The organism is Longispora urticae (assembly GCF_053902585.1).
In genome coordinates this window covers 46,171-59,846 of record NZ_JAQZSH010000036.1, presented here as the reverse complement: position 1 = coordinate 59,846, position 13,676 = coordinate 46,171, and the positions used below count along the sequence as shown (strand labels likewise).

The 13,676-nt window shown below is 74.9% G+C and carries 9 protein-coding genes; 5 read left to right on the top strand and 4 right to left on the bottom strand.

The annotated features are described in order from the left end of the window. Nucleotides 1-179: 179 nt before the first annotated feature. Nucleotides 180-3,185, top strand: a complete 3,006-nt coding sequence (locus PT931_RS25665) for a BTAD domain-containing putative transcriptional regulator (RefSeq protein WP_456248257.1) — start codon at nt 180-182, stop codon at nt 3,183-3,185. Between the two features lie 93 nt (nt 3,186-3,278). Here the strand turns inward: PT931_RS25665 and PT931_RS25660 are convergent, their stop codons facing one another. Beyond that, a complete protein-coding gene (locus PT931_RS25660) occupies nt 3,279-3,665 on the bottom strand; it encodes a VOC family protein (RefSeq protein WP_456248256.1) in 387 nt (128 codons plus the stop codon). Between the two features lie 229 nt (nt 3,666-3,894). On the opposite strand from PT931_RS25660, the gene PT931_RS25655 reads away from it, so the two are divergent. The 3 genes from PT931_RS25655 to PT931_RS25645 all read left to right on the top strand — a co-directional run bounded on the left by PT931_RS25655 (nt 3,895) and on the right by PT931_RS25645 (nt 7,364). Then, on the top strand, nt 3,895-4,617 hold the full coding sequence (locus PT931_RS25655) for a hypothetical protein (protein ID WP_456248255.1): 723 nt from the start codon (nt 3,895-3,897) through the stop codon (nt 4,615-4,617). 107 nt (nt 4,618-4,724) lie between these two features. Beyond that, nucleotides 4,725-5,705, top strand: coding sequence for a DUF3800 domain-containing protein (locus tag PT931_RS25650; RefSeq protein ID WP_456248254.1), 981 nt, complete (start codon nt 4,725-4,727; stop codon nt 5,703-5,705). A 171-nt stretch (nt 5,706-5,876) separates the two neighbouring features. Continuing rightward, a complete protein-coding gene (locus tag PT931_RS25645) occupies nt 5,877-7,364 on the top strand; it encodes an alpha/beta fold hydrolase (protein WP_456248253.1) in 1,488 nt (495 codons plus the stop codon). A 63-nt stretch (nt 7,365-7,427) separates the two neighbouring features. On the opposite strand, the gene PT931_RS25640 is transcribed toward PT931_RS25645, so the two are convergent. Then, nucleotides 7,428-9,791 carry a GGDEF domain-containing protein gene (locus tag PT931_RS25640; protein WP_456248252.1) on the bottom strand — a complete coding sequence of 788 codons (2,364 nt, stop codon included), beginning with the start codon at nt 9,789-9,791 and terminating at the stop codon, nt 7,428-7,430. 237 nt (nt 9,792-10,028) lie between these two features. On the opposite strand from PT931_RS25640, the gene PT931_RS25635 reads away from it, so the two are divergent. After that, complete coding sequence (locus PT931_RS25635; RefSeq protein WP_456248251.1) at nt 10,029-11,498, top strand: hypothetical protein; 1,470 nt, start codon at nt 10,029-10,031, stop codon at nt 11,496-11,498. 64 nt (nt 11,499-11,562) lie between these two features. Here PT931_RS25635 and PT931_RS25630 read toward each other — a convergent pair whose 3' ends face one another. Then, nucleotides 11,563-12,963: a nitrilase-related carbon-nitrogen hydrolase gene (locus PT931_RS25630; protein WP_456248250.1), complete on the bottom strand. Its 1,401-nt coding sequence runs from the start codon at nt 12,961-12,963 to the stop codon at nt 11,563-11,565. A gap of 91 nt (nt 12,964-13,054) precedes the next feature. Continuing rightward, nucleotides 13,055-13,633 (bottom strand): TetR/AcrR family transcriptional regulator, encoded by a 579-nt coding sequence (locus PT931_RS25625; RefSeq protein WP_456248249.1) that lies wholly within the window; start codon nt 13,631-13,633, stop codon nt 13,055-13,057. Between the last annotated feature and the right edge of the window lie 43 nt (nt 13,634-13,676).

Here is a 13,676-nt window from a genome sequence, read left to right as displayed (position 1 = left end):
GGGAGGGCCTCCGCGGTGGTCCGTGGTGCTCTCCCGGTGCTGTGAATGCGGAATTCGGTACCCCGCGAGGGTCACGGACGCCGGTTCGGGCTCGGTATGCCGGCACTTCGGCGGGCGGCCGGCCGATCCAGTAACCTGCACTTCCGGCGGTAGGCCGCATCGCGTACGGGAGGGCGATCGTGCACTTCGGAATCCTCGGACCGCTGCGGGTCCTCGACGATTCCGGGCCGGTCCCGCTGGGCGCGCGCAACCTCCGGGTGCTGCTGGCGACCCTGCTGTGCCACCCGAACCGGGCCGTGGACACCGGCACCCTGGTGGACGCGATCTGGGAGACCGCACCGCCGAAGTCCGCCGCCAAGAACCTGCAGGTGTACGTCCACCAGCTCCGCCGCCGCCTCGGGGACGCCCGCGTGGTCCGCTACCCGCACGGGTACGGGGTCCTCGTCCGGGACGGCGAGCTCGACGCGGACGCGTTCGCGGCGCTGGCCGACCGCGGCGACCTGGCGGTGCGCGCCGGCGACCTGGAGCGGGGCCGGACCCTGCTGGCCGAGGCCCTCGGGCTCTGGCGCGGGCCGGCCTTCGCCGACGTCGCCGATGCCAGCGCGGTCCGGGAGTCCGTCGCGGGGCTCACCGAGCGGCACACCGGCGTGCTGGAGGACCGGATCGACGCGGACCTCGCGCTCGGCGCGCACCACGCGGTCATCGCCGAACTGAACGCCCTCGTGCCGCAGCATCCCCTCCGCGAGCGGCTGCGCGGCCAGCAGATGGTGGCCCTGTACCGGTGCGGACGCCCCGCCGAGGCGCTCCAGGCGTACCAGGAGGGCCGCAAGCGCCTCGTCGAGGAGCTGGGCGTCGAGCCCACCGAGGAACTGCGCGCCATGCAGGTGGCCGTACTCCGGGGCGTCGACCCCGGCCGCGGCGTCCAGGTCTCGGGAGCGCGGGCCCCGGCGGTGGACGCGGGGCCGAGCACCCTCCCCCGCGACATTCCCGACTTCACCGGCAGGGCGGCGGAACTCCGGCGGCTCGACACGCTCTCGGCGGCACCGGGCGGCGGGGCCGTCGTCGTGGTCCGGGGCATCGGCGGCGTCGGGAAGACCGCGCTGGCCGTCCGCTGGGCCCGCACCGCCCGGGAACGCTTCCCCGACGGTCAGTTCTATCTCGACCTGCGCGGGCACGGAACCGGGGCGCCCGTCGGGCCCGGGGAGGCGACCCGGCTCCTGCTGCGGATGCTCGGGTTGTCCCCGCAGGCCGTCCCGGACACCGACGAGCACGCCACGGCCGTGTACCGGTCACTCGTCGCCGACCGGCGGATGGTCGTCCTGCTCGACAACGCGCACTCGGTGGACCAGGTCCGTCCCCTGTTGCCGGGCGGCTCCGGCAGCCTCGTCCTCGTCACCAGCCGGGCGCGGCTGGGCGGTCTCGTCGCCCGGGACGGGGCGCACCGCCTCGACCTCGGGACGCTCGCCGATGCCGAGGCGGTGGACCTGCTGGGCGACGTCGTGGGCCGGCAGCGGGTCCGCGCCGACCCGACGGCGGCACTGGAACTGGCGCACGCCTGCGGAAACCTGCCGCTGGCGCTGCGGATCGCCGCCGCGAACCTCGTCGACGGCCGACGGAGCCTCCGCGAGTACGCCGACCTGGTCGCGGGCGGGGAACGGCTGGACGCCCTGAGCGTGGAGGGGGACCCGCACAGCACCGTGCGCGCCGTGTTCGGTACCAGCCTCGACCGGCTCACCGGGGACACCGCCGTCCTGTTCCGCCGGATCGGGCTGCTTCCCGTGGCGGAGGCGGGCCACTGGATCGTGCCGGTGCTCATCGGCTGTTCGGCGAAGGACGGCGACCGGTTCGTCGAACGGCTGTCGGACGCCTCGCTGCTGGCGCCGGGACGCGACGCGGGAAGGTTCGCGCTGCACGACCTGGTGCAACTCTGCGCCCGCGAACACGCCGACCGCGAGGACGTCGCCGCGCTCCGGCGCTGCTACGAGGCGCTGCTGCGGGCCGCGCTGCGGGCGGACGCGGCCCTGCCCAGCAAGAACTACCCCACCCCGGCCTGGTCCGGCCCCGACGCCACCGACTCCCCCGGCGACGCCGATCCCGCCGAGTGGCTGCGCGCCGAGTACGACCTGCTGTTCCGGGCGGCCCGGGACGCCACCCGGCGCGGCTGGCCGGACCTGTCGTGGCGGCTGGTCACGAGCATGACGAACTTCGCGGGGCACCAGAGCTACATCAGCGAGTGGACCCAGGTCGCCGAGGAGACCCTGGCCACCACCGGTGACCCCGAGGGCGTCGCCGCGCTCCTACTCGGCCTCGGCGGGATGTACCAGGCCCGCGGTCAGCTCCCCCGGGCCTTCCCGCTGCTCCGGCGCGCCCGGCGGATGTTCGTCCGGGCCGGCCGGCCGGCCCTGGCGGCGACGGCGGCCACCCAGCTCAGCATGGCCTACCGGGCGACGGGCAACTGGACGGCCGCCCGGGCAGCGGTCGACTGGGCGATCCGGCACCTCGCCGACGTCCCGACCGCCGCGGCGCAGCGGGGCCTCGCCCAGGTCGCGCTCGGCAACCTGCTGCGGACGTCGGGGGCCGCGCCGGAAGTCGCCCTGGTGACGTTCGAACAGGCGGCCGCCAGCATGCGCGCCGCGGGCAACCGGGTCGGCGAGGCGAACGCGCTCGTCTGCCTGAGCCAGTGCCACTCCGCGCTCGGCCAACTGGAGGAGGCGCTGGAGCTGTGCCGGACGGCGGTCGCCATCCTCACCGGGGCCCAGGACCGGACGGGGCTGGTCATCGCCGCGTGCCACCTGGGCCGGACGTACCTGACGATGGGTGATGTGGCGTCCGCGTGGACCCACGCCAGCAGCGCCCTGGACGCGGCCCGGGAGTCCAACCACCCGCACGGCCTGCGCACCGCGCTCGGCCTGGCCGGCGAGATCGCCGCGCGCCGGGGCGACGTCGACCTGGCGCTGCGGCTCCTGGGGGACGCGGTGGCGGCGGCGCGGTCCACGCAGTCGCCGGTCGCGACGGCCACGGCGCTGCTCCAGCTCGCCCGGGCCCAGGTGGCCGCCGGGGACGTGCCGGCCGCGCTCACGACGGGCGGGGAGTGCGTCGCGTTGCATCTGGCGTGCGGGACCGGCAGGGAGCGGGAGGTCACCGACTGGCTGGCGACCCTGCGGGGCGGGCAGGCGGGCGGCTAGGCACCCGTCGCCGACCTCCGGGCCGGCGGATCCCGCCCGTCTGTCGTCGGCCACGCCGGCTCCCGGATCTCGGGACCGGGGCGGTTGCCGGTCTCAGGACGGGGACGCGTTCTGCCACAGCCCGATGGTGTTGCCCTCGCTGTCGGCGAAGTACCCGGTGAACCCCATCCCCATCACCTCCTGGCGCCCTTCCACCACCGTCCCCCCGAACTCGACGACCCGGGCCAGGGCGTCGTCGATGTCGGGCACGTCGATGGTCAGGACCGGGCTGGTCAGCGGGCCGCGCCTCGGGGCCAGGCCGCCGTTGATCGCCCCGATCTCCGTGGGCATGCCCTGTTCGTCGGAGTCGACGGTGCCGGCCATGGCGTACTCCATGTCGGGGACGGCGTCGACCTTCCAGCCGAACGCGCGGGCGTAGAAGGCGCGCGCGCGTTCCTGGTCATCGGTCGGAATCTCGAAATGTACTACTTTTCCGCTCATGGTCGCATCGTAAGCCCGGGCGGCTGGTCGCCGGGCGCGTTGCGGCGGTTCGATCATGAACCGGCCGCCGAAGCCCAGGGGGCCGGCGGTGGCGCGCATCGGCCCCGCAGAGGGCCCGCGCCCGACAGGCCTCGGCCCGGCCGACTCCGTGCGCGACGGCGAAGCCGGTGGTCGGCCGCCAGAATTTCCGGACCGGACACCGTCCGCCGGGTATGGCAGGATTCCGTACATGATGGACTCCGGGATGCTCGTCTACCTCGTGGCCACGGTGATCGGCCTGGCGATGCTCAACGGCGTGATCTGGGCGTCCGCGACGATCCACGTCAATGGCAAGAACTCGGTGCTGGCCCTGCTCGGCTGCCTGGCGATCATGTTCAGCGCCCTGGTCTTCGCCTTCGGCTACCAGGTGATCCGCGAGTTCACCGACCGGCAGTCGGCACAGGTGGCGACCTATGCCCTGTTCGGGTTGAGCGCCCTGTTCGGGCTGATCATGCTGATGTGCGGCGCGCTGCTGCCACGTCGGCCGAGGCCCTCGGGGCCCCTGCCGTTCCCGACCCAGCCGGGAATCCCCACCCAGTCCGGATTCCCGGGCCAGCCAGGGCCCACCGCACAGCCCGGATTCCCCGGTCAGCCAGGGCCCGCCGCACAGCCCGGATTCCCGGGTCGGCCGGGACCCGCCGCGCAACACGGGTTCCCGGGTCAGCCCGGGCATCCGGGTCACCCGGCGTTCACGGCACCGGCCCACGCCTCCACCACCGGGCAACACCCGGTCCTCGTGCCACACCCGGGCACGGGACAGCCGCCGACGTCCGGGCCGACCGCCACGGGACCGGCCTCCCCCTCCGACACGCGACCGGGCGCGGGACAGCCCGGGGTCGTCGGACCTCCCGCCGGAGCGCAGCCCGGTCCCGGGGAGACACCCACCAACCCGCTCCCGGGCCAACCGACCTGAGGCGCCTCCCAAGACCGGAGACATCGACGGGTACGAGGCCCGGGCGCAATTCGGTGGTCTCATCGGGGTGGACGGGCGATCATGGTGGGCATGGCCAGGTACCGGACGTGAGGTTGCCACTACAGGGCGGGCTGCCCCCGTCGGGCGCGGTGGCCGGTGCCGTCGTGGAGATCGCCTGTGACGAGTCCGGGTTCTCCGGTACCAATCTGCTCGATCCGACCACCCCGGTGATCACGCACGCGAGTGTCGACCTGCGGGCGGACGAGGCGGCGGGGCTGATCGCGGCGCTGCGGTCGGGGTTCCGGTTCTCGCCGAACGAGTTCAAGTCCGGCCAGTTCCTCCGCGGCCCGGGTGCGGCGGACGCGCTCGACTGGTTCCTGGCGCGGTTGGCGGGCCGGGCGCACGTGCACCTGATCGACAAGGAGTACTTCCTCGTCACCCGGATCGTGGACCTGCTGCTGGCCGAGCCGACCTACGCGGCGGGTACCCGGCTGACCCAGGACCGCCGGCCCGCCGCCCTCGCCGTGTACCGGTCCGGGCGCGCCACCGGGCACCGTTGGACCACCTTCCTGGAGACCTTCGTCGACCTCGTCCGGCTCAAGCGGCGGCCCCGCCCGGACGCCCGGGCGTTGGAGCGGTTCTTCGACTCGCGCGACTCGCTGGTGCGCGACGGGCTCGACGCCCGGGCCGCCGGCGTTCTCGACGGGCTCGACCGGGCCCGGGTGTGGGACATCCTGACCAGGCTCAGCGAGGACGACCGGTCGGTGCCGCCCCCGCTGGAGCCGATGCTGCCGGCGCTCGCCGAGACGATCCTGTTCTGGAGCGCCGGACACCGACGGGTACTGGTGACCCACGACGAGCAGAGCGCCCTGACGGCCGGCCGGCTCCGGCGCATCCAGCAGGTACTGACCGACGGCGCCGGGTTGTCCCCGCTGGCCGGACTGGTGATGGCCGACTCCCGCGACGACCCCCGGGTCCAGGTCGCCGACCTCCTCGCGGGGGTCACCCGACGGTTGGCGGGGACGGTCGACGACGGCCCGCTGCGGCCGTTCCTGTCGCCGACCTCCTTGCGCGCCGCCGGCCGGTGAGGCGCTGACGACCCCGGCGTCGTCGTCATCGCCGCCGTCATCCCCCGGGACCACGTGTACCGGAGTACCTCGCCGGCCCCGGGGACCCCTGGCGACGGTAGCGCCCGCTGTACCCTTCCCGGGTAGCAGGCGGCATGTCCGAGATGGACCCCCCGCGCATACCGTTGGATCATGAAACGAAACGTCCTCCTCGCACTCGCGGTCGGCGCCGGACTACTGGTGGCCGCGACCCCGGCCTCCGCCGCGCGCGACGACCTGGCCCGCTACCACCAGCAGCGCCTGACCTGGGCCTCCTGCGCCGACCCGGCACTCGACGCGGCCGGCGCCCAGTGCGCCGACGTCACCGTGCCGCTGAACTACGACGAGCCCCGGGGCCGCACCATCACCGTGGCCGTGTCGCGGCTGAAGTCCCCCGAGCCGCGGCAGCGCCGAGGGGTCATGCTGTCCAACCCGGGCGGCCCCGGCGGCCCGGGCCTGCGCATGATGCTCCAGATCCGGACCGCGATGACCCCGCAGGTCCTGGCCCGGTACGACCTGATCGGCATGGACCCGCGCGGGGTGGGCCGCAGTTCGCCGGTCGACTGCGGCTGGCCGGTGGCGTTCTCGATGCGCTCGGCCGGCTCCGACCGGGCCGGCTTCGACCGCGACGTGGCCCTGCAGGCCGACCTGGCCCGTCGGTGCGCCGAACGGGAGGGCGACCGGCTGGCGCACATCACCACCCGCAACACGGCACGGGACATGGATGTCGTCCGCGCCGCGCTGGGCGAGCGGAGGATCAGCTACTTCGGCCGGTCCTACGGCACGTACCTGGGCGCGGTGTACACCCAGATGTTCCCGGACCGCGCCGACCGGGTGGTCCTCGACAGCGCCGTCGACCCGGACCGCTACGGCCCCCGGATGTTCCAGGACCTGGGCGCGCCGAACGAGGCGGCCCTCGACGACTGGGCGGCGTGGACCGCGCGCCGCGACCCCGAATACCACCTGGGCACGACCGGGCCGCAGGTGCGCGCCCGCCTACAGGGACTGATCGACGGTCCCCCGGTGACGGTCGGCGGCCACGTCGTCGACGAGCACGTGGTCGCGTTGCTGGTGTTCGGCCCGCTGACCGGCCGGGACCAGTATCCGCAGATCGCCGCGGACGTCCGCACGCTCGCCGACACGGCCGCCGGCCGGCCCACGCCGGCCAACCCGGCACTGGCGGGCTCTCTGGACTACCTGCTGCGCCCGGGGCCGGACGGCGGCGGTGACGCGCAGTCGGCCGTGCTGTGCGGCGACGTGGCCTACCCGCGCGACCCTGAGTGGTACTGGCGCAACATCCAGCGCGTCCGGGCCAGCCAGCCCATTTTCGGCCCTCTGACCAGCAACATCACGGCCTGCGCGTTCTGGGCCGCGCCCCGGGAGCGGACAACTGTGGTGCGCAACGACCACCCGGCGCTGATCGTGCAGGCCACCGGCGACACCCGGACGGTCTACCGGCACGGCGTGGCCATGCACCGGGCGATGACCGGCTCCCGGCTGGTGACCGCCCGGGACGTGATGGCGCACGGCCTGTTCGGGTCCTCTCCCGACACGTGCGTGGCGGGGGCCGTGAACACGTACCTCGCCACGGGCGTGCTGCCGAAGGCCGACGTGACCTGCCAGGACGACGCCGGCCGCTAGCCGGCCGGGGTTGACTGGCGGCCCGGGGCCTCCGGTCCCACTCCCGGAAAGGGCCCGGGGCCGCTAGTCCCACTCCCAGAACAGGCCCCAGTCGCCGGGTTCCACCCGCCCTACCGCCATCAGGGCGGTGTGGTCCCGGCTGATCGGCACCTCGCGCACCACCCGGATCGGCGCGTCCACCGTGGGCTGGGTGAACTCGAAGCACCGCACCGGCACCGCGTCCGGGTGGAAGTGCACCTCGGCGACGAACTGCGCGCCGCCCACCGCGAAGCCCCGGTGGCCCCGGTACTCGGACGCGCCGCCGGGCGCCATCGCCACGGAGTACTCGGCCATCATCACCTCACCCGGGGCGAGCGGGGCGTCGAGGAGCAGCTCGGCGAGCATCACCCCGGACGGCTCGTCGAGGAGCACCCGGCCGGTGTGGCAGCCGCGCAGACCCTTGACCTGGGGGCTCCGGCTGGCCAGGTCATCCACCGCGAACATGACCCGGTACCGGTCGACCGCCGCCCGCGCCCGGCCGACGTGGGTGACCCGCAGCAGCGACTCCGCGCCCGCGGCGTCCAGCTCGTACAGGTCGTGCACGCTGAGCCACTCCACGGCCGGGTTGAGCGGCAGGCCGGGCAGCCCCAGTTCCCGGAGCAGCCGCCCCACCACCTCGTGCTTCTCCAGGACCTGTTCGAACGGCACCGGGTCGGGCCGCCGCCGGTACCTGCCGAGCCCGGCCCGGAGCGCGAGCAGACCGGCCAGCGCGCCCGGCGGCTCGCCGAGGACCTGCTCCAGCACGGCGACGGCACGGGTGGTGTGGGAGCTGCGCGGGGCGGCCAGTCCGCGCCGCCACCGGCTGAGCATGCCCAGGGTGACCGCCACGTCCTCGGCCATCAGCAGCCCCTGGAGCTGCTCCAGGCTCAGGGACCGCCGTTCGATCGCCTCGTCCAGCACGTCGGCGAACGTCCGGACCGCGACGGGCGGCCGGCGGTTCCGGGCGGCGCTGTCCTTCGCGCGGAGCATGGCGGCGTCGGCGACCCGCAGCGCCTCGTCGGGCGGGCTCGTCGCGTCGTAGCGGGCCAGGCCGTAGCTGAGGGCGACGGGGGTGCCGGGGACCAGGCCCGTCCACTCGTAGCCGGCCATCGTGTCCGAGAGCCGGCCGAGGACCCGTTCGGCCTCGGGCAGTTCCGTGCCGGGCAGGACCAGGACGAACTCGTCGCCGCCGTACCGGGCCAGGTAGTCCCCGGCGCGCAGACCATGGGTGAGGATCCGCGCGACCTGCTGGAGGACCAGGTCGCCGACCGGGTGGCCGTGCCGGTCGTTGACGCCCTTGAAGCCGTCCAGGTCGGCGACGCACAGCACCCCGTGCCCGCCCCGGGCGCCGGCCAGGTACCGGTCCAGGTGCCGGCGGTTGGGCAGGCCGGTCAGCGCGTCGGTGTGCGCCTCGCCCGTGGTGTGCTCGAGGTCGCGGCGCAGCTCGTCCTGTTCCAGGGTGGCCGTCACCCCTTCCAGCAGCAGTCCGGGCAGGGCGCGCGCCGGCCCGGTGATCTGCGCGGCGACCTGCCGGTCCGCCTCCCTGGCCCGGCGTTCGTCGCCCGCCGCGGCGTGGGCCAGCGCGCGCAGCCGGGGGACCTCGGCGGGGCCGACGGGGCACGCGGCCGGATCCAGCGGCTCCAGCCACCGCAGGGCGCCCGGCCCGTCTCCCCGGGCGACGGCCCGACACGCCTCGCCGAGCGCGGTCAGGTAGCCCCCGTCGGCGCGGACCGGCCCGTCCCCGCCGCCCTCCCCCAGGGCCGCGAGCCGCAGACCCGCGTACTCCACATAGGGCTGTTCCTGGGGCAGGACCCCGCGCAGCGCCGCGATGTCCCGCAGGGCCGCCGCGCACCCGGCCGGGTCGCCCGCGTGGTCCAGCGCCAGGGCCCGGCGGGTGAGCACCCACGCGGCGACGTACCTGCGGGGGTTGAGCCCGGCGCGCTCCGCCAGCCGGGTGGCCAGCTCGCCGGTGAGCGCCGCCTGGTCGTGGAAGCCGGCCAGGGAGTACACCGCCGCCTGTTCGCGCAGGATGAGCACCCCGGGCCGGCCCGGTTCGGGCACCGCGTCGAGTGCCTGCCGGCCCCGCACGAGCCGCACCAGCGTCTCCTGCACCACTCCCCTGTCCAGGGCCGCCCGCGCCGCGAGGGTGTGGAACCGGGCCTGGGTGAGGCGGTCTCCGGACTGTTCGACGAGCTCGGTCAGCTCACCCAGTACCCGCTCGTGTCCGCCCACGCCCAGCCGGAGCAGGCCGGCGAGCTCCAGCAGCAACAGCCGCGCGCGGTCGGCCGGCGCCACGGCGCGCGGGAGCACGGCGCGTACCTGGGCGACCAGGCGCGCCGGGTCGTCCTCCGGCAGCCCTTCCAGGCGCCTGATCCGGGCAGACAATGTGGGATCGGGCAAATAGCGCATCCTCTACACCTGAGCCAACGGCCGAGCGGACCCGGTCACCGACCTGGCCCCACCGATCCACTCTGCCATCGTCGGCACGCTCCCGCGCGGCGAAGCTCCCGGCCCGCGGTCCCCACCTGGTGGGACGGCGGCTGTGCGCCCCTCCGGCCCCGTGGCCCCGGCCGCGCGGAACGGGACTGCGGAGGGTGACCTCCCGGCGCTAGCATCGGTCGCCACCCGCACTCAGAAAGGCACGACGTGACCCACCCCCAGGACCAGCCGGATCCGTGGTCGGCACAGGGCGACCCCGTCATCGGGTACGAACAGCCCACCGCCCCCGGCTTCGCCCCGCCGGCCGCGCCGCCCGCCCCGCCCCGGCGGAGCCGCACGGCACTGTTCGTCGCCCTCGGGGTGGCCGTCGCCGTGCTGCTCGGCGGTGGCGCGTTCGCGGCCGTGCGGTTGTGGACCGCGCCGACCGGGGTCGAGCCGGAGCAGGTCATGCCCGGCACGGTCGCCGCGTTCGCCCGGATGGACCTCGACCCGGCGCTGAGCCAGCAGAAGCAGCTGCTGAACCTGGTGCGCAAGTTCCCCAGCCGCTCCGGCAGTACGGCCGACGTCAAGCGGGACCTGCTGGAGGAGGCCGACATCCCCGGCCTGACGTACGACGCCGCGAAGCCCTGGCTGGGTGACCGGCTCGGCGTCGCCCTGTGGAAGACCGACGGCGGCTACGTCACCCTGTACGCGCTGGCCAGCACCGACGACGCCAAGGCCGGGAAGGCGCTCACCGGCGCGAAGGTGAACTTCGAGCTGACCGACGGGTACGCCCTCGTCGCCGTGCCCGTGGGGTCGGCCACCGCGCGGACCGCCGCGCACGACGCCGTCCGGGTGTCGAGGAAGCTGGCCCAGACCGACGCGTACACCTCCGTGGTGCGGAAGTTGCCCGCCAACCAGGTCGCGATCGGCTGGGCGGACGGCCCCGGTGTCCTGGCGGCCGGTAGGTCGCTGCAGGAGGGCTTCCCCGCCACCACCCTCGACGGCCAGACCGTCGGCCAGGTGGCCCTCGGGCTCCAGGCCGTCCCGGACGGCGTGGAACTGCGCGTCGCCCAGAGCGTCCCGCCCACCGTGGTGCCGAAGGCCGACCTGGTCAAGCAGCTGGAGACCCTGCCGGGCAACTCCGTCATCGCGGCCGTGGTCCAGCCGCTCACCGACAGCCCCGAGGTGCGCAAGGCCCTCGACAGCTCGCTCGACCAGCAGGTCGACGCCCAGCTCGGCGCCCTGAAGGGCCTGCTCGACAAGGAGACCGTCGACGCGATGCTCGGCGGGATCAAGGGCCTGTTCGGGGCGACCCTCACGGTCGCGGTCACCGACCTGGCGCACCCGGCCGGGCGGCTCACCGCCGACGGTCCCGACGCGGCCACCGCCGGGCGGCTGCGCGGCGTGCTCGGCCTGTTCGGGTCGCTGATCAAGGTCGAGGGCACGGGGCAGAAGACGACGCTCACCTACGGTTCCTACCAGCCGCAGGGCACCCTCGCGGACAACGAGCTGTACCGCAGGGCGATGGCCGGCCGGCCGGCCACCACGTCCGTGGTCGCCTACGTGGACCTGCGCAAGGTGTTCGCGGCGAGCACGTCGATGACGGAGAAGGAACGCGAGGACCTGGCGCCGGTCCGGGCGCTCGGGCTGATGGTGGGCGCGGACGGCGCGGTCGTCCGGCTCGTCATCGAGTAGCGGGGACGGCCCGGGCCGCCTGATCCCAGGTCGCGGCCCGGGCCGGTCGAGCCCGGGCCGCGTACTACGAGGTCACGGCCCCGCCGCCGGCCCGTCGCTGTCGCCGGCGCGCCACGAAGGCCGCACCCCAGACCCCGCACAGCAGCACCAGACACAGCCAGGCGAACCAGTCCCCCCACCGGGCGTACGGCGTCGGCCGCGACCACAGGCCCGCCTCCGCCACGACCAGCCCGCCGTCCCCCTCGGCGAGGACGTGTCCGCGCGGATCGGTGATCACCAGCGTCCCGTCCCGACCGGTACGGGCGATCGTCACCCCGCTCTCCACCCCGCGCATCACGGCCATCCGGCTGTGCAGCCAGGCGTCCACGTCGAAGTCCCACGCGGGCGCGAGGAGCAGGTCCGCGCCGTGCAGGCGGTAGTCGCGGACCAGGTCCGGGAAGTCGAGGTCCTTGCAGATCACCAGTCCCCGGTCGGGGCGGCCGAACGCGAGGCCCTCCCCCGGCGCGAACCGGTCCTCCAGGCCGGGGACGAGGTGGTGTTTGACGTACCGGACGGGCGGGCCGGTCGGCGACAGGTTCAGGGCGACGTTCCTGGCCACGCCGCCCTCGGTGAGCGCCAGCCCCACGACCAGGTCGAACCCGCGCTCCGCGGCCACGGCCGTGAACGGGCCGGTGAGCAGGGACAGGGTGTTCTCGTCGGCGCGGAACGCGACCTCGGGCAGGACGACGACGTCGGCGGTGACCTCCCGGAGCCGGGTCACGTAGGCGGCGACGTGCGCCCGGCCGGCGGGGCTGTCGACGGGGACCTCGCCGTTCGGGGCCGGGAGTTCGAGGAGCGCGACCCGGGCGGTGGTCCGGGGAGCCGGGACGTCCGTGAGGTGCCAGGCGCCGTAGCCGAGGACGGCGGCGGCGGTCAGGGCGGCGGCCACGACCGGGGGGCGGCGGAGGGTGGCCAGCGCGGCCGGTACCCCGAGGAGCAGGAAGCTGATGCCCCACACACCCGTGAGGGAGGCGAGTTGGGTGACCGGCAGGACATCGGTCTGGGTGTAGGCGACGCTGAGGTAGGCGCCGTGCGGTGTGACCAGCGACAACACGTATTCGAGGGCGGCCCAGCCGGCGGCGGTGGCGAGCGTGGCGGACAGCGCCCGGCCCCGGAGCAGCAGTGCCCGGTAGGCCAGGACGAGGCCGGCGAACGCGGCGGACAGCACAACGAGACAACCCACCAGGAGGGGTACGGGCATCTCCAGGTCCGACGCGTAGAACGTCCACACGTTGGCGTAGCCGAGGATCCAACCGGCGAACGCCGCCGGTCCGGCCAGCCGCCAGGACACCCGCGGGGCGAGCAGCAGCACGGGCAGGGGCGCCAGCCAGGTGAGGGCCGGCACGGGGTGCAGTCCGGTGCCGAGGTAGGCGAGGACGGCGGTGGCCAGCGCGGTGCCGAGCGCCCGGAGCCCGCGGTGGGTCATCGCGGGGAGTCGGGACCCGGATTCCGCCCCGACCGGTCGTGCGCCGCCGGGTCTGCCGGGTCCGGGGCTGTCCGGCGTGGCGGTCGGCGTGTCATGCGGCGAGGCCACGGACCAACCTCTCCACGGACCGGTGCGCCAGGCCCCGGAAGTCCTCGTCGGACAGTCCGGTCCGGTCGCCCTGGTGCAGCAGGACCAGCCCGTGCAGGTGCGCGGCGAGGGTCAGCGCGACCTCCCACACGTCGTCGTCGCGCAGCCCGCCGGCGGCGATCTGGGCCCGGAGGAACGCGACGAGCAGGTTGAGGGTCGGCGACCCGCCCTCGCGGATCCCGGCGGAGAACTGCCGGGCCTCCTCGCGCCGGTCGGTGAACATGAACGCGTAGAGCCGGGGGTGGCCGAGCGCGAAGTCGAGGTGTTCGTCGACGAGGACCCGCAGGTCGGCACGCAGGTCACCGGTGAGGGGCGTGGAGCCCCAGTCGCGGGCGGCGTCGGCGAAGGCCGCGTCGGCGACGGCGCGCAGCAGGGCCTGCCGGTCGGGGAAGTGCCGGTAGATGGCCATCGGGGTGATACCCACGGCGTCGGCGACCCGGCGCATCGTGACGGCGTCGGCCCCTTCGGCGTGCAGGATCCCTCGCGCGGCGGAGGCGATCCGCTCGGCGGTACTGGAGGTCATGTATACACCGTATACATGACCTCCAGCAGCGTCAATGTCCGGG